Source organism: Methylococcus sp. S1M, from assembly GCF_051295855.1.
GTDB classification, from domain to species: Bacteria; Pseudomonadota; Gammaproteobacteria; order Methylococcales; family Methylococcaceae; genus Methylococcus; species Methylococcus capsulatus.
This window is the reverse complement of record NZ_JBPDXO010000006.1, coordinates 55624-79158: the sequence shown is the minus strand read 5'-3', so window position 1 is coordinate 79158 and position 23535 is coordinate 55624. Positions and strand designations below refer to the sequence as shown.

Genomic DNA, 23535 nt, shown 5'->3' with positions numbered 1-23535 from the left:
CGGTATGATCTTTGGCCTATGTTGCTCGTACCCTTCCAGATCGGCGGTGAGCATTATGCACTGCCCGCCGCCGATGTCTTCACGGTGACGCAGGTGCCCAGACTGCGTCCGCTGCCGCAGGCGCCGGCCTGGGTGGCGGGGGTGTTCCGTTATCGCGGTGCCGTTTTGCCGGCGGTCGATCTGACCCAGCTGATCGCGGGGCGGCCCTCCCGCCGCCTCCTCAGCACGCGTCTGCTTTTGGTCGGACATGCCAGAGGCGGGGAGGTCGGGCCCGAACTGGGTCTGCTGGCCGAGCGGGTGACCGGTACCGAGACAGTCGATCGGGACGCGCTCCGCGAGACCGGCGTCGGCATACCCGGCGCCGAGTGGCTGGGCGAGGTGGCGGGACTGGAGCAGGCTCTGCTGCAGCTTATCCGCTGGCAGCCGCTGGCGACGGAGGAACTGGCCCGGTTGTGCGCCGAGGTGGAGCGGTGCGGCTGAATGGCGACGTCGGCTGGTTGTGGGACTGGCTGGCGGCGGCCGGGCTCGAGCCGCGCGCCCTGGGCGAGGCCGCTGTCCTGTGCGCCCTGAAACGGCGGCTCGATGCCGCCGGCTGTACCGCCGCCGCCTACCCGGCGCGGCTGGCGGCGGATGCCGAGGAACGGGCACGTCTGCTGGACGCGGTCTTGGTGCCCGAGACCTGGTTTTTTCGGGAGCCGCCGGCTTTCGAAGCGCTGGCCGAGTCCGCCGCCCGGCACCGCCTGCAGCGGCGAAGCGTGCCGTTCCATGTGCTCAGCCTGGGCTGTTCGACGGGCGAGGAGCCCTGGTCCATCGTCATCGCTTTGCGGGAGGCCGGGATGAGGAAGGGAGACTTCCGGGTCGAAGCCCTGGATATCAGCGCCAGGGCCATCGAGGCGGCCAGGGCGGGAATCTACGGTGGACGCTCGTTCCGGAGCCCAGGTGACGGCACCTGGCGCAGCCGCTATTTCGACGAACTCGGGGATGGTCGCTATCGAGTGAAGGACGGACTGCGGGGCGACGTCGAGTACCGGGTCGCCCATCTGGGTGACCCCGGCTGGGGTCGCGGCCGCCGCTACCAGGCGGTGTTTTGCCGCAACGTGCTCATCTATTTGAGGGCCGAGCTGAGGGCTCGGATCATCGACCAGTGCCGTGACGCGCTCGATCCGGGCGGACTGCTGGTGCTGGGGCACGCCGACGGCATCGGGGGGCCAGACCGGGGTTTCCGGCGCCACGGCGTGGCGGGGGCATTTTCGTGGATACGGCAGGACGCGGCCGAAGCGGAGCCACCTCCCGCCCGTTCCTCCCGGCCGTTGGCCGCTGAGGCGGTCAGGCGCGATGCGCCGAGGGAGGCGAAGCCTTCGGGGCCGGATTTGCTCTCTGGTGGCAGGGAAACCGGGCGTGCCGCGCCGTTCGACGAGGGTGCGGTGCTGGGTACTGCGCGTGCCCTGGCGGACGGTGGGAACTACCAGGCGGCCGAGCGCCTCTGTCAGAGCCATCTGGCATCGCATCCCCATGATCCGGAGGTCCATGCCTTGCTCGGGATCGTCATGTCGGCCGCCAACCGGGATGACGAAGCGCTGAGATATTTCCGCCAGGCGCTTTATCTCGCTCCCTCGCACAATGAAAGCCTGTTGCACCTGGCCGCCCTTTACGAGCGGCGGGGGGATGAGGAGCGCGCCCGCCACTTCCGCAACCGCTCCGCCGCTGCCGAGGGTGAGCCATGACGGAGGCCGGAATCCAGGAGGGACAATGCTGGAACCGGATCGGCATCTATGGCAGCCGCGCATGCTCCCGCCTCACCGAGGTGATCCACTGCCGCAGTTGCGACGTTTATCAGGTTGCGGGCCGGGCGTTGTTCGACCGTCCGCCCGGCGAGGACAGCATCGATCGCTGGACCGAACAGCTCTCGGCCGTGCCGGACGACGACGCCGCGGAACGGACGCCGCTGGTGGTCTTCCGGTTGGGGGAGGAATGGTTCGCCCTGCCGGCGGAGTGGGTGCGGGAGGGCGCCGCGCCGGGCCCTTGGCGGCGCGTTCCGCATCGCAGCGGGACGGAATTTCTGGGCATCATGAGCGTGCGCGGAGAACTGATTCCGTATTTTTCCCTCGCCGCCGTCCTGGGTATCGAAAGCGAAGCCGATTCCGCTGCCGAACGGGTTCTTGTCTGCGGTGGAGAGGGGCACCGGCTGGTATTCCCGGTCGGCGCCATCCTGGGTTTGAGGCGTCTGGTCCTGGACGAGACGAGCCGGCCGCCGGCGACGGTCGGTAAGGCTGCCGACGCTTACACCCGCTGGCTGGTCAGGCATGCCGTGGGCAGCATAGCGGTGCTGGATGCCGAACGTCTGTCCAGTGCGCTGGAGGCCCTGCTGCGATGAGCGATTTCGCCTTGTTGGATTTGTTCCGGGAGGAAGTCGAGGCCCATACCGGCGTCCTGACCGCCGGCCTGATCGCGCTGGAAACAGGGCCGGCCGACTCCGGGCGGATCGAACCGCTCATGCGAGCGGCCCATTCGCTCAAGGGAGCGGCGCGGGTCCTGGGGCTGGATGCGGCGGTCGGTATCGCCCACGCCATGGAGGACGCCCTGCTGGCGGCCAAGGAAGGCAGGCTGGCGCTGACGCCGGCGCGGGTGGACGTCCTGCTCGAGGGCGTCGACTGGATCGTCGTCCTGGCGCAGGTGGATGAGCCGGACTTGCCGGCCTGGCTGGCAACGCAGGCGGACGCAGCGGAGAATCTGGAACGCCGCCTACGGCATCTCGACCAGGTGGCGGCCACGGCCGCCAGCAATTCCGCCACGGCGGCTGCGACGCCAGTTCCGGAGCCGACCGCCGAGTCGAAGGGCGGTGGAGCCGAAGCTGCCCTGTCCGATGCCGAAACAGAGGCTGCGGCGGTGCCCGCGCCGGGACCGGAAGCCGCGGCTGCCGCGGCGCCGGACCGCGCCGTCAAGATCAGTGCCGAGGTACTCAACCGCATCATCAGCTTGGCCTCCGAATCACTGGTCGATACCCACCGCATGGAGGACACCCTCGACGGCCTGGAGGCCACCCGCCGGGGACTGGACCGGCTGGCGGCCGTGCTGGCCAAGGAGGGACCGAGCGGCAGCGCGCTCCGGCTACTGGAAGAGATACGCGGCAGACTGGGGCGAACCCTCGAGGCGCTGGATGCCCATCTGCGCCGCGCGGCGTCGACCGCCGAATCCCAGTTCAGGGAGGTGGTGGCCGGCCGGATGCGTCCTTTCGAGGAGGGGGCGCGTTCGTTTCCCCGCCAGGTTCGCGATCTGGCCAGGGAACTCGGCAAGCAGGTGCATTTCGAGATCGGCGGCGGCGCCACTCTGGTCGACCGCGACATTCTCGCCAAGCTCGAGGCTCCGCTCGGTCACCTGCTCCGTAACGCGCTGGATCACGGTCTGGAACAGCCGGAAGAACGGCGGGCGGCGGGGAAGCCGGAACGCGGCAGCCTGCGTCTGGAAGCGCGTCATCACGCGGGCCTTTTGCTGATCACGGTGAGCGACGACGGCCGCGGCGTGGACCGCGAGCGGCTCCGGCGGAAGATCGTCGAACGCAATCTGACGACGGCGGCGCTGGCGATGCAGATGACCGACACCGAGCTGTTCGACTTTCTGTTTCTGCCCGGACTGTCGACGCGCGACGTGACCAGCCGGGTGTCGGGTCGCGGCGTGGGGCTGGACGTCGTGCAGTCCATGGTGCATGCCGAAGGCGGCTCGGTGTCGGTCGAGTCGCGCTCCGGTCGCGGCACGGTGTTCCGGCTCCAGCTTCCGGTGACCCGCTCGGTGGTCCGTGCCCTGCTTGTTCGGCTCGGCGGCGAACCCTACGCCTTTCCGCTGGCGCGCATCGGCCGGCTGGTGGCGCTGGACCCGGCCGAACTCAAGGCCATCGAGGGCCGAAGCTATTTCATCGCCGATGGCGCGAACATTGCCCTCGTCGCCGCCCGCGAGCTGCTCGGAATGGATCCGCCGGATGCGGTGGCGGATCGCGTCCCCGCCGTGGTTCTGACGAACCAGGGAGAGTCCTATGCCATCGAGGTCGACGGCTTTCTCGGTGAGTCCGAGCTGGTGGTCCGGCCCATGGACGCCCGATTCGGCAAGGTGCCGCACGTCAGTGCCGTTTCAGTCGCGGAAGACGGCATGCCGGTCCTGATTCTCGACGTGGATGACTTGTTCCGCTCCATCGCCTCGATGCTGTCGGGCGGTCTGGCAGTCGGGCGGCGGAACCGGGCGGCGCCGGAACGTCGGCGGGTCCGCAGGATCCTGGTGGTCGACGATTCCATCACCGTACGTGAGCTGGAACGGCGGCTGCTCGAAAATCACGGCTACGAGGTGGACGTGGCGGTCGACGGCATGGAGGGCTGGAATGCGCTGGCGCCGGGCCGCTATGATCTGGTCGTGAGCGACATCGACATGCCCCGCATGAACGGCATCGAGCTGGTGCGGCGAATACGGGCCGATGCTCGTTTCGAGCGGCTGCCCGTGATGATCGTTTCGTACAAGGACAGGGAGGAAGACCGAATGGCGGGATTGGAGGCGGGCGCGGACCATTACCTCGCCAAAAGCGGATTCCGCGATGACACGCTGATCCGGGCAGTGCAGGAACTGATCGGGGAGGCCACGGTTTGAGGATCGCAATCGTCAACGCCGACCGCCAGGCCATCGAAATCCTGCGCGGCGTGATAGAAGGGGAGGCGGGCCTGGATGTCTGCTGGACCGCCCGTGATGGAAAGGAGGCCGTGGCCCGCTGTGCCGCCGATCGGCCGGATCTGATCCTGATGGCGATGCATCTGCCGGCGATGGACGGTGTCGAGGCCACGCGTCACATCATGGGCACGATGCCCTGTCCCATCTTGGTGGTCACGGCGACCATCGCCGGCGCCTTCACCCGCGTCTACGAAGCCATGGCGGCCGGGGCCTTGGATGCGGTCGAGACGCCGAGAAGGGTGGGTGACGGCGAGGAGATTGCTGGTGCCGGCGAGCTGTTACGCAAGATAGCGACGCTGGGTGCATTGATGGCTGCGCCGCTTCAAGGGGCATCCGCGGGAAAGCCAGCGCCTCGGTCGCTTCGTCCGTCGAACGGCGGGGCGGTGCCGGTGGTGGCAATCGGTTCCTCGACCGGCGGTCCTCATGCGCTCGGCGTAGTTCTCTCCGGGCTTCCGGCCGATTTTCCCGCTGCCGTGCTGGTGGTGCAGCATCTGGACGCGCGTTTCGCCGACAATCTGGCGCATTGGCTGTCGCGCCAGACGCCGCTGGATATCCGGCTGCTGGAACGGCCGGAGCGGATCAGGTCGGCCACGGTCTACCTTGCCGCCCGTGAGGCACACATGGTGCTGGACGGCCGGATGCGGCTCCACTACGTCGAGGCCGGGGACGGGACCAACCACTGCCCGTCGGTGGACCGGCTGTTCGAAAGCCTCGCCGTTCTCCCCGGACTGACCGGGTGCGGGGTTCTGTTGACGGGAATGGGCCGGGATGGGGCGGCGGGTCTGCTGGCCATGCGGCGCGCAGGCCTGATGACAGTCGCACAGGACGAGGATACCAGCGTCATCTGGGGCATGCCGGGGGCCGCGGTCCGGCAGCAGGCGGCCAGCGCCGTGCTGCCGTTGGACCGGATCGCGCCCGCCGTCGTGCGGTACATACGTTCTTTGCCGGAACCGGCACGCGTTTCCCGGGGAGCTTCTGATGCGTGAAGAGAACAGGGCGGCGTCGCTCGCGGTCGCCCACCCCATCGTCGTGCTGCTGATCGACGATCAGAGGATCATCGGCGAAGCGGTCCGCCGTCTGCTGAAAGACGAAACGGACATCGAGTTCCATTTCCTGAGCGATCCGACTCAGGCGCTGGCGGAAGCGGAGCGGGTCCGGCCCACACTCATCCTCCAGGACCTGGTGATGCCGGATGTGGACGGCCTCGATCTGGTGGTGCGGTTCCGGGAGCATCCGGTTTCCCGCAACGTCCCGCTGATCGTGCTGTCGAGCAAGGAGGAGCCGGCGGTGAAAGCAGAAGCCTTCGCGCGTGGCGCGAATGACTATCTGGTCAAACTTCCCGACCGCGTCGAGCTGATAGCCCGCCTGCGTTATCACTCCAACGCCTACATCGCCCAGCTGCAGCGTGACGAAGCCTATGGGGCGCTGGCAGCGGACCTGCACGAGGCCGCGAGCTACGTGCGTTCGCAGTTGCCAGCGCCGATTGCATCGGGTCCCATCCGCAGTGCCTGGGAGTTCGTGCCTTCCGCCACGCTGGGAGGGGACTCCTTCGGTTACTTCGACGTCGATCCCGGCCATTTCGCGTTTTTCCTGCTCGACGTTTGCGGCCACGGCGTGGGGCCCGCCCTGCTCTCGGTGTCCGCCATGGCGGCCATCAGCCGGCGTACGCTGCCGGAAGTGGATTTCCTGGACCCGACGTCCGTGCTCGGCGCGCTCAACGAAGCCTTCGCCATGGAAAAGCACAATCTGCTGTATTTCACGCTCTGGTACGGGGTGTTCGAACGGGCGACCCGCACGGTGCGCTATGCCAGCGCAGGGCATCCCCCGGCGATCGTTGTCGCCGCAGGCAGCGCGCCCGCGGAGCTGCGTCAGCAGGCCATGCCCATCGGTGTCATGAGTGATGCCGTCTTTGCTTCGGCAGAATTCCGCTTGCCGCCGGCTTCTGCTGTTTATCTGTTCAGCGATGGGATTTACGAGGTCACGCGCCCTGGCGGTAACGAGTTCACCTTCGGCGAATTCGTGGACCAGCTGGCGTCGGTTGCTTCGGCCGGGGGCGGGCCACGGGAGCTTCTGGCGGCGATGCGGGGTGTGCAGGACTGCGCCGAGTTCGAAGACGACGTTTCCGTCCTGGAATTGAAGTTCGATTGATCCCGAGGGCTCCGGAGCTGGATCGGCGGGGGCGGTGTCGACGTTGCAGCGGCCTCCATTCAATCGGCTCTGGCCAAAGGCCCCCGCTGGCTGGCGATGCTGGGATCAGGAGAAGCGAAGTCCTTGAGGAAAATCGCCGCGCGGGAAGGAATCGACAACGGCTGTGTGAGCCGGATGGTCAACCTGACGACGCTGGTGCCCGATATCGTGGTGGCCGTCCTGGAAGACGCATTGTCGAACTCCATCACATTGTTCGATCTGGCGATGTCGATCCGCCGGCACCATCTGTGGCTGGCCGATCCGCTGGCGCTCTATGGCGTCGAGAACGCCAGGCTTGATCTTTTTGAAATACATCTCCGACGCCTTCGAGGCCAGGCATGCCGCGCTCATGAGGGAAGACCCGGCCGCCGCCGAGGACCGCGACGAATATCTCGCCGACAACGTGTTCTGGGTGCCCAAGGAGGCCCGTTGGTCGCATCTGCAGGCCCATGCCAAGCAGCCCGAGATCGGCACCCTGATCGACGACGCCATGCGCGCCATCGAGAAGGACAACGAATCCTTGAAAGGCGTGCTGCCCAAGGACTACGCCCGCCCCGCGCTCAACAAGGTGATGCTGGGTGAGCTGATCGACCTCATCTCCGGCATTGCCTTGCTGAAACCCTCACCCCTAGCCCCTCTCCCTGAGGGAGAGGGTGGCCGAAGGCCGGGTGAGGGCAGGTCTTATGACATCCTCGGGCGCGTGTACGAATACTTCCTCGGCCAGTTCGCCGGTGCCGAGGGCAAGCGCGGCGGCGAGTTCTACACGCCGCGCTCGGTGGTGCGCGTGCTGGTGGAGATGCTGGAGCCATACTCGGGGCGCGTCTACGACCCCTGCTGCGGCTCGGGCGGCATGTTCGTGCAGAGCGAAAAGTTCGTCGAGGAGCACGGCGGGCGCATCGGCGACATCGCCATCTACGGGCAGGAGAGCAACTACACTACCTGGCGGCTCGCCAAGATGAACCTGGCCGTGCGTGGCATCGACGCCGACATCCGCTGGAACAATGAAGGCAGCTTCCACAAAGACGAATTTCCCCACCTTAAATTTGACTACATCCTCGCCAACCCGCCGTTCAACATCTCCGACTGGGGCGGCGAGCGCCTGCGCGAAGACGCGCGCTGGAAATTCGGCGTGCCGCCCGTGGGCAATGCCAACTACGCCTGGCTGCAACATATCTACCACCACCTCGCGCCCAACGGCACCGCGGGCGTGGTGCTGGCCAACGGCTCGATGTCCTCGCAGCAGTCCGGCGAGGGCGAGATCCGCAAGGCGATGCTGGAGGCCGACGTGGTGGACTGCATGGTGGCGCTGCCCGGCCAGCTTTTCTACTCCACCCAGATTCCGGCCTGCCTGTGGTTCCTTGCCCGCGACAAGAGCGGAAAACACCCCTCTCCCTCCGGGAGAGGGGTTGGGGGTGAGGGTAGAGCGGGCCGCGACCGGCGCGGCCAAGTGCTCTTCATCGACGCCCGCAAGCTTGGCGTGCTGGCGGACCGCACCCGGCGCGAACTCACCGGCGAGGAAATCCAGAAGATCGCCGACACCTACCACGCCTGGCGCGGCACACTCCCCTCTCCCTCTGGGAGAGGGGCAGGGGGAGAGGGCGGATACCGCGACATTCCCGGCTTCTGCAAGAGCGCCACGCTGGAGGAGAGCCGCAAGCACGGCTACGTGCTCACGCCCGGGCGCTATGTGGGTGCGGCGGAACAGGAAGGCGACGGCGAAACCGTTCGAGGAGAAGATGGCGCGGCTCTCCCGGCAATGGCGCGAGCAGCGGGAGGAGGCGGCGCGGCTCGATGCCGCCATCGAGGCCAACCTGAAGGCGCTGGGGTTTTGAGGTTGGTTATTTTTGTTTCGAGTCTTAAGTTAAAATAGCCTGCGCCGCTATTTTCACTGGCGCACACAGGGAGGCTCCTCATGCAACGTGGCTCGACCGGCACATGGCAGATGGTCAGCGCAGGCGGCGAAGCCGTGCGCGCCTTCGTCCCCGCCGCGCTGCCGCCCGTGCCGCCGCTCGACATGCCCGCCGCACGCCAGCAAAAGCTGGAACAGGCACTGCTGGCTCTGGGAAGGCTCGATGCCATCGCCGCGCTCCTGCCCGAGCCGGACATCTTCCTCTATGCCTACGTGCGGCGCGAGGCGGTGCTTTCCAGCCAGATCGAAGGCACGCAGTCCTCGTTGTCGGACCTTCTCATCTTCGAACTCGATGAGGCCCCCGGCGTGCCCTTCGACGACGTGGTGGAGGTCTCCAACTACGTCGCCGCGCTGGAACACGGCATGGCGCGTCTCAAGGAGGGCTTTCCGCTGTGCAACCGGCTCATCCGCGAGCTGCACGCCAAACTGCTCGCCCGCGGCCGCGGCGCCGGCAAGGCGCCGGGGGAATTCCGCGCCACGCAGAACTGGATCGGCGGCACCCGCCCCGGCAACGCCATCTTCGTGCCGCCCCCGCCGCAGGAGGTCGAACCCTGCATGGGCGAGCTGGAGCGCTTCCTGCACGACGCCGACAGCCCCGGCGCGCTCGTCAAGGCGGCGCTGGCCCACGTGCAGTTCGAGACCATCCACCCCTTCCTCGACGGCAACGGCCGCGTCGGGCGCTTGCTCATCGCCTTCATCCTCCATCACGAAGGCGTGCTGCGCCAGCCGCTGCTCTACCTCTCGCTCTACTTCAAGCAGCACCGCGGCGAGTACTACCGCCTGCTCGATACTGTGCGCCAGACCGGCGACTGGGAGGCGTGGCTCGACTTCTTCCTCGAAGGCGTGGCCGCCCCGCCCAGGACGCGGTGGACACCGCCCACCGCCTGCTCGCCCTGTTTGCCGCCGACCGTGAACGGCTGCTTAAGCTGGGGCGCGCCGCGCCCAACGCCCTGCGCGTCTTTGACGTGCTGCGCCACCGCCCGGTGGTCAACATCAAGCTCTTGGCCGAACGGGCCGGGGTGAGCTTCGCCACCGCCGCGCGCATGGTCGAGGCGCTGCAAAAGCTGGGCATCGTGCGCGAAGTGACCGGCCGCGCCCGCGAGCGGGTGTTCGTCTATGGCGGCTATCTCGATCTGTTGGCGCAGGTGGGGGGGGGAATGAAAAGGTCGGCGTGGGTGGGGCGGTGGAAAGCGGCGATCGAGGCCAAGCTGAAGGAGGTAGGGTATGGCGGGTGAGTGGACGAAATGTCGGATCGAAGAGGTTGCCGAGCGCGTGGCCATGGGACCGTTCGGCTCTTCGATCAAGGTCGAGACGTTTGTCCCCGAGGGCGTGCCCGTGATCAGTGGACAGCATTTGCACGGTTTTCGCCTGGACGATGCGCCGGGGTTCAACTTCATAACCCGCGAACATGCAGAACGACTGCGCAATGCAAACGTGCAGCGGGGTGATGTTGTGTTCACTCACGCTGGCAACATTGGTCAAGTTGCTTACATACCGAGCACATCTGCTTTTGACAGGTACGTCATTTCCCAGCGCCAGTTTTACCTCCGCCCCGATCCAACCAAGGTGCTGCCGGAGTTTCTGGTTGCCTACTTCCGCTCGCCGGAAGGCCAGCACAAGCTTTTAGCCAATACCTCGCAAGTTGGCGTGCCGTCGATTGCGCAGCCGGTGACTTATCTGCGCTCGCTGGAGATTCCGCTGCCGCCCCTTCCCGAACAACGTGCAATCGCCCACATCCTCAGCACGCTGGACGACAAGATCGAACTCAACCGCCGCCAGAACGAAACGCTGGAGGCGATGGCCCGCGCCTTGTTCCGAGCGTGGTTCGTGGACTTCGAGCCGGTACGCGCCAAGATGAATCTCCCCTCTCCCTTTGGGAGAGGGGCAGGGGGTGAGGGCAAAAAGCCCAAACTTCCCGCCGACATCCTTGACTTCGCACGCGAGCTGCGCCACCGCATGACCGATGCCGAAGCGCTGCTGTGGCGCCTGCTACGCAACCGTCAGCTTGCGGGCGTGAAGTTTCGCCGTCAGCATCCCTTTCCGCCGTATGTGCTCGACTTCTATTGCCACGATCACAAGCTGGTCGTGGAGATCGACGGAGGGCAGCACAACGAAGAGGCCGGGCAGCGGCACGACGCTCGCCGGGATGCCTTCTAGCCGAGCATGGCCTGCGCGTCTTGCGTTTTTGGAATCACGATGTCTTGCAGCAAACCGAGGCGGTGCTGGAGGCGATTTTTCAGGCGATCGTGGAGCAACGTTCGCCTTCTTCGCCCTCACCCCCGGCCCCTCTCCCAGAGGGAGAGGGGGAGCTTTGGGGCACGCTCGATGCGGACGGGGTATGGCATTGGCCGCAACATATCCTCGACCTCTTCCCCGACCGCCTCGTCGAATCCGAATTGGGGGAGATTCCGGAGGGGTGGCGTCATTCGACGATTGGCGAAGAAGTGACGGTCTGTGTCGGATCGACACCCAGCACCAAGGAACCGGAGTTTTGGGAAGGTGGGCAACACTGCTGGGCAACACCCAAAGATTTATCCGCTCTGAAGTTTCCCGTTTTGCTGGACACGGATCGAAAGATTACGGATGCCGGTCTTGCAAAGATCAGTTCTTGCCTCCTGTCCGTCGGCACGGTGTTATTCTCTTCACGGGCACCAATCGGCTATTTGGCGATTGCCGAAGTTCCTACGGCAATCAACCAAGGCTTCATCGCGATGAAATGTGATGGCACCCTGCCGAACGTCTTCGTGCTGTTGTGGTGCAAGGAAAATATGGATGCGATTGTCGGTAACGCCAACGGCTCGACGTTTCTTGAGATCAGCAAAAGCAACTTTCGGCCTCTTCGGATTGTGGTTCTTTCCGACCAGGTGCTGACAAATTTCACGAAGATGGTTGGCCCCCTTTATCGACAGCTGGTGGAAAACGAACGCGAATCCCGCACCCTCGCCCACCTCCGCGACACCCTGCTGCCCAAGCTCATCTTCGGCAAGCTGCGCGTGAAGGATGCCGAGGATTTTGTTACGGAGCGTGGGCTGTGAGCAACGAACGCTACCCGCAGGATTTGGCCGTTTCGCTTCAAGACTTTGAGGCGTCAGGTTGGAAAGACGCGATTGCCCAAGCCACCCGAGAAGGCTACTCGGCGATGTGGCTGGCACTGTCGAGTGCCGCACGCACAGCCATAGAGCAAGGTCGTGTTGCGCACGGCAAGGTCCTATGGCTGCTTGCCGATGCCTGTTCGATGATGCTCGTACCATCAAGTACGAACGAACCCTTCAAGCCCTTTGCTGTTTTCCATGACCGGCGGTCAGTCATACCGGATGATCTGCTCGATACCGACATTGCGTTCTTTGCCGAAATCGTCGATGCGGTCGACGACAACTGGCTGAAGGCACGGCTCAGCGACTTGCTCTGGTTGAAGGGCGAGCCTCGCAACACTGCATTCGCCCTGAAAGCCATTGACGCTTACCGCCGCCTTCCACTCGACGCAGATACCTGGGTACACGGAGGCTGCGAATGCTGGTCACGTGCGATTAGTCTGGCACGGATGCTCAAGACGGCGGCCGGAGATAGGCTTCAGCAAATGGAGGCCTCCATAGTTACTGCGTTTAACGCAGCCAAGCGGGACGACGGATTCCTCGGACTTTGGCTGGCCGACCTTCTGAAATCGAATGGTTTGGGGCGAGATCACCGAGTGGGTGTGGCGAGAAAGCTAGAAGCGCTAGCCCGAGAATTTGATGGTGCCGGTGATCTGCACAGGGCGCGGGAGTATTTTTCTTCGGCTGCCGAATGGTACAGGACCATTCCTGACGCGGCTAAAGCGGCAGAAATGACGGTTGCGGTAGCCGAAGGCTGGGTCAAGGAAGCGGTTGCACAAACCGCATCAGAGAGCCCCAGTCACATGGTGGCTGCGAGCATATTTGAAAACGTCATCCAGACGTATCGAACAGTACCCAGAGCCGAGCGCTCCACGCATCAAGTCGATGCAAGGATTGCTGAACTGCGTGATCACTTGAACGATTCTGGCGAGCGAGCTCTGGGAGAGATGGTGCTTATTCAGACGCCAGGCGTCGATATTACTCAACTCATCGAGAGCGCCAGGAAGTCCGTCACCGGTAAATCGGCGCAACTCGCCTTGCTGGCATTTGCGAACCTGCATCGCGGAGCCAATACGGAAGAACTCCGAAAAAACGCGATTGAAAGGATGCGTCGGTACCCCTTGCAATCGCTTTTTGCTGCGATGGGGATGAGCCGTGATGGCCGGGTAATTGCGAAGTGCCCGCCGATGAGCTTGGGCGCAGCGCTGACGGCAGACGATGAAATTGCGATCCGCGCTGAGATGATCCGTGACTACGGCATCCTGGTTAGCATTGTGGTGCAAGGTGATATTTTGCCAGCCTTGGAAGTGCTCCTGCTTGAGCATAGGTTACGGGAAATCGATTTCATTGCATTGGCAAGAAGTTCCCCCATCGTACCCAAAGATCGGGCGGGCCTTTTCGGCAAAGCGCTGTTTGCCGGTTATGAACGTGATTTCGTTACCGCACTGCATTTACTGATTCCACAGATCGAGCATTTGGTGCGGGTGCATCTCAAGCAGGCGGGTGCCAGGACTACGAACATTGACAAGAACGGCATCCAGAATGAAAACGGGATGAGCACCTTGCTCGAATTGCCGGAGGCCGTGCAGGTGTTTGGCAAGGATCTGACTTTCGAACTCAAATCGCTGTTCTGCGATGCCTTCGGCCCCAATTTGCGCAACGAGTTGGCCCATGGACTGCTTGACGAGGATGGATGTAACTCGCCCTTCGCGATCTATGCGTGGTGGTTGGCATTGCAGCTCATTTTCAATACATGGTGGAACTCCGCGAACCCTGCCGCTGGACAGCAGGAAGTCAATGACGGGCAAATCCCTCCTGCTGAGCCCGTCGAAGAACAAGGAGAACCGTAATGGCGTTTCTGTCGGAGGCCGAAGTCGAAAGCGCCCTCTTGGATCAGCTGCACGCGCTCGGGTACTGCATCGAACGCGAGGAGGACAGGAGCAACTAAATGCAGCCGTTTTCCATCACACTGGTTGCCACCACCGGTGACCCCGAAGGGAATTCGGCAGGTCGCCAAATCGAACCGGTCGGGCTCCGGCGTCGTCTTCACCAAGGGGTTGTTCCATCGGTTGAAGCAGGAGACGGCCTTCTCGAGCAGCTCGGAAAGCTTGCATCCTGTCTTCGGTCATCGAGTACTCCTCGGTGGAGAGGTTTGAGGGTAGGAATCCCACCCTCACCGGAGCCTTCGATGACCTCCCCGTCGCCGCCGTCGAGGAGATCCCCCGCGGCGCCTTCTCGGCAAAACCCCCGCAGCCTCGACTCTTGTACACCGCTTTCGGGAACACATCCCGCTTGAAGTACGAAACTCCAGCGCAGGCGTGAAGTATGGCCGCCGGGGCGAAGCATGAATCGTTCGGAGACTCCAACGTCTCGATTTCGGCGCCGACTCCTTCTACACTTCGGGACCGGGCCGACCGGCTGCGTTTTCCGTCCGCCGCCGGCATTGCGCCACCGACGAATTTTCATCGAGGAGGGAGTCCCGAGATGTCGAAACTGCCGAAGCTGAGCCTGACCGCCTTGCTGCTGTTCTTTGCCCTGGCCGGCAGGACCGAGCAATTGCGGATGGTGGCGGACGAGTGGCCACCCTATGTCGATCCGACCGCCGCGGGGGGAGGTCTGGCCATCGACCTGGTGTCCGCGGTGTTTTCCCGTGCCGGCTACACCACCCAGCTCACCGTGGACGACTGGTCACGCGATTTGGAAGGTGCCAACATCGGCGTCTACGACGTGGTCGCGAACATCTGGTACACCGACGAACGTGCCCGGTATCTCGACTACAGCGATCCTTACCTCGTCAACGATGTCCGCTTCGTCAAGCGCAAATGGACCGACATCGAATTCGAGGACTACGGCGACATCCGGGGCCTCCGGATCGGCATGGTAAAGAACTACGGCTACCCTTCGGGTTTTCTCCGCGCCGGTGGGCTGCTGAAGATCGCCAACGATACCCTGGTCGAGGCCCTGACCGAACTGGTGGAGGGCCAATGCGATCTGGTGATCGACGACAAGCACGTACTGGAATACACGGCGAAGAGATACCTGCCCGAGAGCGAGAGCCGCCTGGAGTTCCTGCCGCGGCCGGTCGGCCTGGAGCAGCTGCACATCGCCGTCAGCCGCGCCAACCCCAATCACGCCCGGATCGTCGACGACTTCAACCGGGCGCTCAAGGCGATGAAGAATGACGGCACCTACGGCCGGATTCTGGATGCCCACAACTACAGGCCCTAGCCCCCGCTCCCAACCGTGAGCAGCGGCAGGAGGTCGGGTTCGATGCTTTCCGGCGTGGCGGTCGGGGCGTAGCGTTTCACGACCTCGCCGTTGCGGCCGACCAGGAACTTGGTGAAATTCCACTTGATGGCTTCGCTGCCGAGCAGTCCCGGCTGCGCGGATTTGAGATAGGCATAGAGGGGGTGGGTATGCTCGCCGTTCACCTCGATCTTGGCGAACAGCGGGAAGCTCACTTCGTACCGGCTCGAACAGAACCGCCTGATTTCCGTTTCGCTGCCGGGTTCCTGGCCGCCGAACTGGTTGCAGGGAAAGCCGAGGATCACCAGGCCGGCGTCACGATGGCGCCGGTACAGTGCCTCCAGGCCGGCGTACTGCGGAGTGAAGCCGCAGCGGCTGGCGACGTTGACGATCAGAAGGACCTTCCCGCGGTAGCCGTCCAGGCGAACGGTTTCGCCCTCCAGGGTGCGGACTTCGAATTCGTAGATGTTCATGTCTTTGAATCCCGTCGCAAGATGAGAGACGAGCGGTATCAGCTGATGACCAGACGGTTGCGCCCGTCTGATTTCGCGGCGTAGAGCGCCTTGTCGGCCCGATCGACCAGGGCGGTTTCGTCTTCCACGTCGGTGTCCGGGTACGCGGCCGCCCCGATGCTTACGGTTACATGCATCGACTGGTCGCCGTCCATCAGCACGAGGTCGTCCACCAGGTGGCGTAGCCGCTCGCCCACGTATTCGAGGTCGTGCAGGGATGCGGCGGGCAGGACCGCGATGAATTCCTCGCCACCGTAACGGACCAGGACGTCCCCCTCGCGCAGCACCGAACGCGCAGTCTTGGCGACGCGGGAGAGCACCCGGTCCCCGGCGAGGTGGCCGTAGGTGTCGTTGATCCGCTTGAAATAATCGATGTCGAACATCAGGAGGCCGAGGGGAAGGTTCAGCCGGACCGCACGCCGGAACTCCTCCCGCAGCCGGGCCATGCCGAACCGGCGGTTGTAGGCGCCGGTGAGGGGATCCAGTGCCGCCAGCGTCTGCAAACGGTCGTACAGGAGCGCGTTGTGCAACGCCAACGCGAGTCCTCTCTCGAACACGTCCAGGCGATTCCGGTCTTCGGCGCTGAAGCCTTGGCCGCTGGCCAACACGACCGCTCCCAGCACCACTTCCTTGTGCCGCACGGGATCGATGATGACCTCCTTCGGCCGGAACTGCGCCAGCATGCCGTCTACCACGAGATCCTGGGGCAGTTGCACCCTGTGGCGGCGCTCGGTGCGCAGCGCGCTGCGGACGCGGTCGTTGTTCGCCAGCATGTGGGCGCTGCCGATGCCCTGCGACGCCGCAACCCGGATTTCGCCGTCCACTTCGATCAGGATCGCCCCGCCGTCGGCACCGGTGTGTTGCAGCAGGAGCGCCAAAGCCCGCTCGGTGAGCTGATGCACGTCGAGTTCGCTGACCAGCATCTCGGTGAACGTGCGGACCGCCGTTTCGGTTTCGATCGAAAGTGACAATGCCTGGATCAGTTGGTTGAAGGCTCGGGCGCCGTCGCCGATTTCATCGTCGGAATCGACTTGGATAGCGCAATGTTCCGGGGTGCATCTTCCTGGCGTGTCGTCCTGCGACATGTCTTGCAGGCGCTTCGCGACCAGGCCCATCCGTTCCGCCAGCAGCCGCAACCGTTCACCGACGACCGAGCGCGCCAGGGCGATGTTCATCGCTCCCACGGCGAATCCGGCGGCGATGCAGGTAGCGAAGAACCAGGGCGTCAGCACATACGAGGACGGTATCCCCAGGCTCAATGCGAAGAACGGAAAGATGAGGCCGATCAACAGACCGAAGCCGATCATCCAGATCGACAGGTCGACGAAGACTTTGCGGGTCAGTCTGAGCATCGTGGCATTTCGGAAGTGGCGCAGCGGCGGCCGGACCGGTTTGTCGCGGCTCCTGAAGTTTAGCCGGCTTCGCGGCGGTCGGACAGCACCGTCGAATTCGAGCCCCGCGCGCGGCGGCGCAGCAGGACGATCACCCGGAACCCCAGCAGTGCGGTGAGCAGGACGGTGAACCTGAGAGGATCGGAGATGTCCTTCTTCACCAGCCACAGGTAGTGGATCACCCCGCCGATGGCCGAGACATAGACCAGCCGGTGCAGGCGCTGCCAGCACTTGCCGCCGAGCCGGCGCATCATCGCGTCGGTGGAGGTGACCGCCAGCGGAATGAGCAACACGAAAGAAGGAAAACCCACCGTGATGAACGGGCGTTGCGCGATATCCTTCAGGATCGCCGGCCAGTCGAAGAACTGGTCCAGCACCACATAGCCGGTGAAATGCAGCAGTCCATAGAAGAATGCGAACAGGCCCAGCATTCGCCGCAAGCGTACCAGCCAGGGCTGCTTCAACACGATGCGCAGAGGTGTGACGGCGAGGGTGATGAGCAGGAAACTCAAGGTCCAGTAGCCCGTCGTCCGGATGATCTTTTCGATGGGATTGGCGCCCAGGGTGCCGAGTGCGGCGCCGGCGGCAAGTCTTGCCAGCGGAATGAGGGCCGCGACGAACACGACGGCCTTCGCGGCCCTCGGTGCATTTTCCTCGTGCCGTATCCGCTTCCTTCCCCTAGAAGAACTTCTTGAGGTCCATGCCGGCATAGAGGTGGGCGACCTGTTCGGCGTAACCGTTGAACATCAGCGTGGGCCGCTTGAAGAATTCCCCGAGCCGGCGTTCCTTCGCCTGGCTCCAGCGCGGATGGTCCACTTGCGGATTGACGTTGGCATAGAAGCCATATTCGCTGGGCACGGCCCGGGTCCAGGTCGAAACCGGCTGTTGTTCGACGAAGCGGATGCGGACGATGGATTTGGCGCTCTTGAACCCGTATTTCCAAGGCACCACCACCCGCACCGGGGCGCCGTTCTGGTTCGGCAGCACTTCGCCGTAAAGCCCGAAGACCAGAAGCGTCAAGGGGTGCATGGCCTCGTCCAGGCGCAGCGCCTCCCGGTAGGGCCAATCCAGCACCGACGACTTCTGGCCGGGCATCCGGGCCGGGTCGTACAGTGTGATGAACTCGACGAATTTGGCGTTCCCGGTGGGCTCGACGCGCTTGATGAGTTCGGCCAGCGGAAACCCCACCCAAGGCACCACCATCGACCAGCCTTCGACGCAGCGCAGGCGGTAGATGCGTTCTTCCAGAGGAGCGAGTTTCAGCAGGTCGTCGACGTCGAACAGCTTGGGTTTTTGCACCTCGCCTTCCACGGATACCGTCCAGGGACGGGTTTTGAGGCTGCCTGCGGTCCGGGACGGCGTTTCCTTGTCCGTTCCGAACTCATAGAAGTTGTTGTAATGGGCGACGTCTTCGAAGGGTGTCAGTGCATCCGGCAGGACGTGATCGGTTTTTCGGACCCCCGGCAGTTTCTCGCCCGCACTGAGCCAATGGGGCCAGAGGGCGGCGGCCGCAGCGCCGGCGGCCGCCTGCATGAAGCGGCGGCGGTCGTGGTACAGGTCCCGCGGCGTGATTTCGGAAGGGGCGATTCTGGGTGAGCTGGTTTTACGCATGGCAGTCTCCCGGCTCCAGGGGCGAGTGGTGCCCCGATGGTACTGCATGGCTTTTGCGCTGGATGCCGTCTGGGCTGGTTAGGGGCTCCAGGGGCGAGTGGTGCCCCGATGGTACTGCATGAGTCACCACGGCTGCGATAACCCGATTCATTCGTTCGAGCCGCCGTCCTGCCGGTCTTTGTCCCAAGCCCGCCGGAAGGAGGAAAACGCGTCGGAAAACCCTTTCCGGATATGGCTCCAGGCATCCTGCGAGCCGCTCTTGAGGCGTTCCGCCTGCGTCGCGGTCTGATCGAGCGCCTCCTTCGACGTGTCCCGTGCCGCCTCCTCGACCCGCTGCCATTGTTCGCCGGTCCTGGATTTCAGTTCGCTGAATCCGTATTTCAGGGCGTCGGCGGCTTCGTTCCCTTTCCGTGAAGAGTAGTCGCCGATCGCCCGGGCGGTTTCCTTCATTTTCTCTCCGATGTCCTCGATCGACGGTGATTCCTCAGGGACATCGGCGCCGAAAGCGGGAAAGGACGGCTGCAACGGTAGGATGGCAAGGGCCAGACAGGCGAAACGGAGAGGGGTTTTCATGAACGTGCGTTCCTCATGGCAGATGTATCGGAATCCTCTTGTCGACAGGCCGAGTCTCATTCGCAGCCTGCCGGCCAGAATGGGGAAGGCCGGCACAGAGACCATTCCTGAGCTGTCCACGGCGGTCGCACGTTCCGGCGACACGAGGTCCGCGGGCGACGGGCTGCGGCGATGAACGAACGAGGGAAAGCCGCGCACCAGGACGAGCAATGCCGGCAGAATCATGATCTGGAGCGGTGCGAGCGGACTCGTCCACAGGGCGTCGAGATCGAAATGAATGCCGGCCGTGACGAAGAATATCGGGAACCAGAAAGCCATACCCGATGATTTCCGGCTTGGACCTCCGCACATCACCGCCCGGTCCTTTGCTGGTGAGACCAACGACCATGCCCGAGGCAAGTGCGCCCATGACGATGTCCAGCCGAATTTGCCGGCGAAGGTTCCACCAGGTGCGGTGCCTTCGGCCCGACGAGGACGCCCGGAATGACCTCCGCGACGACGATGGGTATCCGAGAGCGCCGCCACGGGCGCGAGCATCACCATGAGTGCAATCGGCAAAAGGTCGGTCCCGATGCTTCCCACCCGTTTCCTCCTGGTGTCTCGTTCGTCGGTCAAGACGGGCCGCGGTGTCCGGCTCCCGGCGATGTCCGTAAGCGCTCGACGGGGCGCGGCGGTCCGTAACCCTAACCGATGAAGTCCAGTACGCGCAAAAGGAATGTTAAGATCACGCCAAGTGCGTCCGCTTCCCGGACAAGATACAGTCACCGCACGGTGAGCAGTAGCGGTGTGCGCAGCAGCGGCGGAAGAGGTTTTTCCAGGCCCCGGCGCTAAGAACAGAGTCTGAATAGCTATCCCAAAACATGGATTCCTTATGTCGAATTTTGCCAAACTTGAACTGAACGAAAGCGTCGTGGAAGTCCCGGTGATCGAGGGCACCGAGGGAGAGAAAGCGATCGACATCACGAAGCTGCGTGCCCAGACCGGCTATATCACGCTCGATCCCGGCTACGGCAATACCGGCTCCTGTCTGTCGGCCATCACCTTCATCGACGGCGAGCAAGGCATCCTGCGCTACCGTGGCATCGACATCGCCGAACTCTGCGAGAAGTCGACCTTCGTCGAGGTGAGCTATCTCTTGATCTACGGCCAGCTGCCCACGGTGGAGCAGTATGCAAGGTTCAAGGAGAAGATTCATCACCACTCGCTGATCCACGAGGACATGAAGAGCTTCTTCACCTCGTATCCCGGCCATGCCCACCCGATGGCGATCCTCTCCTCCATGGTCTGCTCGCTCTCGGTCTATCACCCCGAGTTGCTGAAACCGGACCAGACCATCGACGAGCGCGACGAAACCATTTCGAGGCTCCTGTCCAAGGTGCGGGTGCTGGCCGCCTTCGCCTACAAGCGATCGGTGGGCGAGGCCTTCGTTTATACCCGGCCGGAGCTGGATTACATCTCCAATTTCCTGCATATGATGTTCACCCGGCCGATGCGCGGCTATGTACCGGACGAGCTGATCCGCAAGGTGCTGGACGTGCTGTTCATCCTCCATGCCGATCACGAGCAGAACTGTTCCACCTCCACGGTACGCATGGTGGGGTCGTCCAAGGCCAATCTGTTCGCGGCGATCTCCGCCGGCATCTGTGCGCTGTGGGGGCCGCTCCACGGCGGGGCCAACCAGGCCGTCATCGAGATGCTGGAGGAAATCCACCGTGCCGGCGGCTGCTACAAGAAATACATCGAACGGGCCAAGGACAAGAACGATCCGTACCGGCTGATGGGATTCGGTCACCGGGTATACAAGAGCTACGACCCCCGTGCCCAGATTCTCAAGAAGTATTGTGATGAAGTGCTCAATTATTTGGGTATCGACGATCCCATCCTGGAAATCGCCAAGGGGTTGGAAGAGGTGGCGCTGACCGATCCCTATTTCATCGAACGCAAGCTCTATCCGAACGTCGACTTCTATTCCGGCATCATCTACCGGGCGTTGAAGATCCCGACCAACATGTTCACGGTGATGTTCGCGCTCGGCCGGCTGCCGGGCTGGATCGCGCACTGGAAGGAGATGCTGGAGGATCCGGGCATGCGGATCGCCCGGCCCCGCCAGATCTACATCGGCGAAAGACAACGTCCCTACGTGCCCATCGCCCAGCGTTGAAGGGGGGCCCCGCTCCTTCGGCGTTCGCCGCAGGGCGGGGGAGGACGGGATTTCAGAGCAGGCTTTGCAACAGACCGTTCAGCTTGTGCACGAACTCTGCCGGGTCGTCGAGCTGGCCGCCCTCGGCCAGCACGGCCTGGTCGAGCAGCAGCGAGGCGAGATCCTGGAAACGCGTTTCGTCGGCTTCCGTGTTCAGACGCGCGATCAGGCCGTGGTGGGGATTGATCTCCAGGATCGGCTTGCTGCCGGGAACGTTCTGGCCCGCGGATTTCATGATCCGTTCCATGGTCCGGCTCATGCCGTAGGATTCGGAAATCAGACAGGCCGGTGAATCGGTCAGACGATGGCTGAGGCGGACGTCGTTCACCTTGGCTTCCAGCGCCTTTTTCAGTCGTTCGGTCAGCGGCGCGAATGCCTCCTTCTCGGCGGCGGCTTCGGCTTTCTCTTCCTCGCCTTCCAGCTTGCCGAGGTCCAGGTCGCCCCGCGCCACCGACTGCAGCGGCTTGCCTTCGTATTCGGTGAGGTAGCTGACCAGCCATTCGTCGATGCGGTCGCTCAACAGCAGCACCTCGATGTCCTTCTTGCGGAAGATTTCCAGGTGCGGACTGTTCCTGGCGGCTCCGAAACTCTCGGCCGAGACGAAATAGATCTTGTCCTGGCCTTCCTTCATGCGGGAGACGTATTCGTCCAGGGTGACGGTCTGTTCCTCGCTGTCGGTGTGGGTGGAACTGAAGCGCAGCAACTTGGCGAGGCGGTCTTTGTTGGCGAAGTCCTCGATCAGGCCCTCCTTCAGCACCTGACCGAATTCCTTCCAGAACGCCTGGTACTTTTCGGGCTCGTTGTTCGCCAGGTCTTCCAGGAGTCCCAGCACCTTCTTTACCGCGCCGCCGCGGATTTTCTCCAGTTGTTTGTTTTCCTGGAGGATTTCACGCGAAACGTTGAGCGGCAGGCTGTCGGAATCGATCACGCCGCGGACGAAGCGCAGGTACCGCGGCATCAGCTTGTCCGAATCCTCCATGATGAAGACTTTACGGACGTACAGCTTGACCCCGCGCTTGGAATCGCGGTCCCACAGATCGAACGGCGCGTGCTTGGGGATATAGAGCAGCAGGGTGTACTCGTTGGTGCCCTCGACCCGGCTGTGGACGCGGGCCAGCGGTTCCTGGAAGTCGTGCGAGACGTGCTTGTAGAACTCGTTGTAGGCTTCGTCGGTGATTTCGTCGCGGTTCTTGGCCCACAATGCGGAGGCGCTGTTGACCGTTTCCCAGACCTCGGCGGGCGCTTCCTCGCCCTCCTTCGGCTCACCGGTTTCCCGCTTCATTTCGATGGGCAGAGAGATGTGGTCGGAGAACTTGCGGACGATGGCACGGAGTTTCCAGCCGTCCAGGAACTCGTCCTCGCCTTCGCGCAGGTGCAGGGTCACGCGGGTGCCGCGTTCGGGTCGCGTCAGGGTTTCCAGGGTGTAACTGCCTTCGCCGGACGATTCCCAGCGCACGCCTTCCTCGGCCGGAACGCCGGCCTTGCGGGTTTCCAGCACCACTTTGTCGGCCACGATGAATGCGGAATAGAAGCCCACGCCGAACTGGCCGATCAACTGGCTGTCCTTGGCTTCGTCGCCGGTCAGCGACTCGAAGAAATGCCGGGTGCCGGAACGGGCGATCGTGCCGATGTTGTGCTGCACTTCCTCGCGCGTCATGCCGATACCGTTATCGCTGATGCTCAGCGTGCGGGCGGCTTTGTCGAACTCGATCCGCACCCGCAGCCGGCTGTCGCCTTCGTACAGCGCATCGTTGCCCAGCGCACTGAAGCGCAGCTTGTCGGCGGCGTCGGAGGCGTTGGAGATCAGCTCGCGCAGGAAAATTTCCTTGTTGCCGTACAGGGAGTGGATCATGAGGTGAAGCAGTTGTTTGACTTCTGCTTCGAAGCCCAAAGTGACACGGTTTTCGGCTTCGGTCATGGCGGTGTGCTTCCTTCTGCGGAAATAGGGATGGATGTTTTTGCGCTCACCGAAGTGGAGGCGCCCGATCAGGATTTCAATACCATGACCTTCCCTGGAAAATGGTCTTCCGGCGGTGACGTAGAATCACGCTCACACTTCCGGGAGCGAGCGGATTGACGGTGAGCGCCCTGCGACACGCGCAGCCGT

At 63.6% G+C, this 23535-nt stretch carries 20 protein-coding genes and 1 pseudogene; 14 read left to right on the top strand and 7 right to left on the bottom strand.

Translation table 11 applies throughout. The features are described from left to right. Nucleotides 1-18: 18 nt before the first annotated feature. The 6 genes from ACSHWJ_RS11610 to ACSHWJ_RS11585 are packed head-to-tail and all read left to right on the top strand — an operon-like array spanning nucleotide 19 to nucleotide 6855. Entirely contained in the window at nucleotides 19-480 is a 462-nt protein-coding gene (locus ACSHWJ_RS11610) for a chemotaxis protein CheW (RefSeq protein ID WP_282213540.1), read from the top strand. Next, nucleotides 471-1724, top strand: a complete 1254-nt coding sequence (locus ACSHWJ_RS11605) for a CheR family methyltransferase (protein WP_282213539.1) — start codon at nucleotides 471-473, stop codon at nucleotides 1722-1724. Before ACSHWJ_RS11610 ends, ACSHWJ_RS11605 begins: the two co-directional genes overlap by 10 nt. Next, on the top strand, nucleotides 1721-2374 hold the full coding sequence (locus tag ACSHWJ_RS11600) for a chemotaxis protein CheW (RefSeq protein ID WP_017364830.1): 654 nt from the start codon (nucleotides 1721-1723) through the stop codon (nucleotides 2372-2374). Before ACSHWJ_RS11605 ends, ACSHWJ_RS11600 begins: the two co-directional genes overlap by 4 nt. Beyond that, a complete protein-coding gene (locus tag ACSHWJ_RS11595) occupies nucleotides 2371-4629 on the top strand; it encodes a hybrid sensor histidine kinase/response regulator (protein WP_282213538.1) in 2259 nt (752 codons plus the stop codon). Before ACSHWJ_RS11600 ends, ACSHWJ_RS11595 begins: the two co-directional genes overlap by 4 nt. Next, nucleotides 4626-5693, top strand: a complete 1068-nt coding sequence (locus ACSHWJ_RS11590; RefSeq protein ID WP_432539842.1) for a chemotaxis response regulator protein-glutamate methylesterase — start codon at nucleotides 4626-4628, stop codon at nucleotides 5691-5693. Before ACSHWJ_RS11595 ends, ACSHWJ_RS11590 begins: the two co-directional genes overlap by 4 nt. Next, the gene (locus tag ACSHWJ_RS11585) at nucleotides 5686-6855 is read left to right on the top strand and encodes a SpoIIE family protein phosphatase (RefSeq protein WP_432539843.1); all 1170 of its coding nucleotides are present in this window, start codon (nucleotides 5686-5688) and stop codon (nucleotides 6853-6855) included. Before ACSHWJ_RS11590 ends, ACSHWJ_RS11585 begins: the two co-directional genes overlap by 8 nt. 105 nt (nucleotides 6856-6960) lie before the next feature. Here ACSHWJ_RS11585 and ACSHWJ_RS11580 read toward each other — a convergent pair whose 3' ends face one another. Further along, the gene (locus ACSHWJ_RS11580) at nucleotides 6961-7209 is read right to left on the bottom strand and encodes a hypothetical protein (protein WP_162136871.1); all 249 of its coding nucleotides are present in this window, start codon (nucleotides 7207-7209) and stop codon (nucleotides 6961-6963) included. On the opposite strand from ACSHWJ_RS11580, the gene ACSHWJ_RS11575 reads away from it, so the two are divergent. From ACSHWJ_RS11575 to ACSHWJ_RS11545, 7 genes and pseudogenes are all read left to right on the top strand, one after another. Then, a complete protein-coding gene (locus tag ACSHWJ_RS11575) occupies nucleotides 7199-8764 on the top strand; it encodes a type I restriction-modification system subunit M (RefSeq protein WP_432539844.1) in 1566 nt (521 codons plus the stop codon). The genes ACSHWJ_RS11580 and ACSHWJ_RS11575 overlap by 11 nt on opposite strands. A 42-nt stretch (nucleotides 8765-8806) precedes the next feature. After that, a complete protein-coding gene (locus ACSHWJ_RS11570; protein ID WP_432539845.1) occupies nucleotides 8807-9826 on the top strand; it encodes a Fic family protein in 1020 nt (339 codons plus the stop codon). Next, nucleotides 9769-10038, top strand: a complete 270-nt coding sequence (locus tag ACSHWJ_RS11565; RefSeq protein WP_435928735.1) for a helix-turn-helix domain-containing protein — start codon at nucleotides 9769-9771, stop codon at nucleotides 10036-10038. Before ACSHWJ_RS11570 ends, ACSHWJ_RS11565 begins: the two co-directional genes overlap by 58 nt. Then, nucleotides 10028-10989 (top strand): annotated as a pseudogene (locus ACSHWJ_RS11560) (DUF559 domain-containing protein); the annotation flags it as partial. The gene ACSHWJ_RS11565 and the pseudogene ACSHWJ_RS11560, both read left to right, overlap by 11 nt. A 15-nt stretch (nucleotides 10990-11004) precedes the next feature. Then, nucleotides 11005-11838 carry a restriction endonuclease subunit S gene (locus ACSHWJ_RS11555; RefSeq protein ID WP_432539866.1) on the top strand — a complete coding sequence of 278 codons (834 nt, stop codon included), beginning with the start codon at nucleotides 11005-11007 and terminating at the stop codon, nucleotides 11836-11838. Beyond that, nucleotides 11835-13745, top strand: coding sequence for a DUF4209 domain-containing protein (locus ACSHWJ_RS11550; RefSeq protein ID WP_432539846.1), 1911 nt, complete (start codon nucleotides 11835-11837; stop codon nucleotides 13743-13745). The genes ACSHWJ_RS11555 and ACSHWJ_RS11550 overlap by 4 nt, the downstream gene beginning before the upstream one ends. A 634-nt stretch (nucleotides 13746-14379) precedes the next feature. Continuing rightward, nucleotides 14380-15123: a substrate-binding periplasmic protein gene (locus ACSHWJ_RS11545; protein ID WP_432539847.1), complete on the top strand. Its 744-nt coding sequence runs from the start codon at nucleotides 14380-14382 to the stop codon at nucleotides 15121-15123. Here the strand turns inward: ACSHWJ_RS11545 and ACSHWJ_RS11540 are convergent. The 5 genes from ACSHWJ_RS11540 to ACSHWJ_RS11520 all read right to left on the bottom strand — a co-directional run bounded on the left by ACSHWJ_RS11540 (nucleotide 15120) and on the right by ACSHWJ_RS11520 (nucleotide 19546). Further along, complete coding sequence (locus ACSHWJ_RS11540; protein WP_026045874.1) at nucleotides 15120-15614, bottom strand: glutathione peroxidase; 495 nt, start codon at nucleotides 15612-15614, stop codon at nucleotides 15120-15122. The genes ACSHWJ_RS11545 and ACSHWJ_RS11540 overlap by 4 nt on opposite strands. A gap of 38 nt (nucleotides 15615-15652) precedes the next feature. Then, nucleotides 15653-17005 (bottom strand): diguanylate cyclase, encoded by a 1353-nt coding sequence (locus ACSHWJ_RS11535; RefSeq protein WP_432539848.1) that lies wholly within the window; start codon nucleotides 17003-17005, stop codon nucleotides 15653-15655. A gap of 59 nt (nucleotides 17006-17064) precedes the next feature. Continuing rightward, complete coding sequence (locus tag ACSHWJ_RS11530; RefSeq protein WP_432539849.1) at nucleotides 17065-17667, bottom strand: sulfite oxidase heme-binding subunit YedZ; 603 nt, start codon at nucleotides 17665-17667, stop codon at nucleotides 17065-17067. A 55-nt stretch (nucleotides 17668-17722) separates the two neighbouring features. Next, nucleotides 17723-18655, bottom strand: coding sequence for a protein-methionine-sulfoxide reductase catalytic subunit MsrP (gene msrP / locus ACSHWJ_RS11525; protein ID WP_010960166.1), 933 nt, complete (start codon nucleotides 18653-18655; stop codon nucleotides 17723-17725). Between the two features lie 147 nt (nucleotides 18656-18802). After that, nucleotides 18803-19546, bottom strand: a complete 744-nt coding sequence (locus ACSHWJ_RS11520; RefSeq protein ID WP_432539850.1) for a hypothetical protein — start codon at nucleotides 19544-19546, stop codon at nucleotides 18803-18805. Between the two features lie 553 nt (nucleotides 19547-20099). Between ACSHWJ_RS11520 and ACSHWJ_RS11515 the strand changes: the two genes are divergently transcribed. Further along, entirely contained in the window at nucleotides 20100-21389 is a 1290-nt protein-coding gene (locus ACSHWJ_RS11515) for a citrate synthase (RefSeq protein WP_010960169.1), read from the top strand. A gap of 52 nt (nucleotides 21390-21441) precedes the next feature. On the opposite strand, the gene htpG is transcribed toward ACSHWJ_RS11515, so the two are convergent. After that, on the bottom strand, nucleotides 21442-23346 hold the full coding sequence (gene htpG / locus ACSHWJ_RS11510) for a molecular chaperone HtpG (protein ID WP_432539851.1): 1905 nt from the start codon (nucleotides 23344-23346) through the stop codon (nucleotides 21442-21444). Nucleotides 23347-23535: the final 189 nt, after the last annotated feature.

Excerpts from the sequence above, each read along its gene's own strand:
- ACSHWJ_RS11570 (WP_432539845.1), top strand. The coding sequence starts at position 8,807 with ATGCAACGTGGCTCGACCGGCACATGGCAGATGGTCAGCGCAGGCGGC.
- htpG (WP_432539851.1), bottom strand. The coding sequence starts at position 23,346 with ATGACCGAAGCCGAAAACCGTGTCACTTTGGGCTTCGAAGCAGAAGTC.
- ACSHWJ_RS11515 (WP_010960169.1), top strand. The coding sequence starts at position 20,100 with ATGTCGAATTTTGCCAAACTTGAACTGAACGAAAGCGTCGTGGAAGTC.
- ACSHWJ_RS11595 (WP_282213538.1), top strand. The coding sequence starts at position 2,371 with ATGAGCGATTTCGCCTTGTTGGATTTGTTCCGGGAGGAAGTCGAGGCC.
- ACSHWJ_RS11535 (WP_432539848.1), bottom strand. The coding sequence starts at position 17,005 with ATGCTCAGACTGACCCGCAAAGTCTTCGTCGACCTGTCGATCTGGATG.
- msrP (WP_010960166.1), bottom strand. The coding sequence starts at position 18,655 with ATGCGTAAAACCAGCTCACCCAGAATCGCCCCTTCCGAAATCACGCCG.
- ACSHWJ_RS11580 (WP_162136871.1), bottom strand. The coding sequence starts at position 7,209 with ATGTATTTCAAAAAGATCAAGCCTGGCGTTCTCGACGCCATAGAGCGC.
- ACSHWJ_RS11520 (WP_432539850.1), bottom strand. The coding sequence starts at position 19,546 with ATGGCTTTCTGGTTCCCGATATTCTTCGTCACGGCCGGCATTCATTTC.
- ACSHWJ_RS11600 (WP_017364830.1), top strand. The coding sequence starts at position 1,721 with ATGACGGAGGCCGGAATCCAGGAGGGACAATGCTGGAACCGGATCGGC.
- ACSHWJ_RS11585 (WP_432539843.1), top strand. The coding sequence starts at position 5,686 with ATGCGTGAAGAGAACAGGGCGGCGTCGCTCGCGGTCGCCCACCCCATC.
- ACSHWJ_RS11610 (WP_282213540.1), top strand. The coding sequence starts at position 19 with ATGTTGCTCGTACCCTTCCAGATCGGCGGTGAGCATTATGCACTGCCC.
- ACSHWJ_RS11540 (WP_026045874.1), bottom strand. The coding sequence starts at position 15,614 with ATGAACATCTACGAATTCGAAGTCCGCACCCTGGAGGGCGAAACCGTT.
- ACSHWJ_RS11545 (WP_432539847.1), top strand. The coding sequence starts at position 14,380 with ATGTCGAAACTGCCGAAGCTGAGCCTGACCGCCTTGCTGCTGTTCTTT.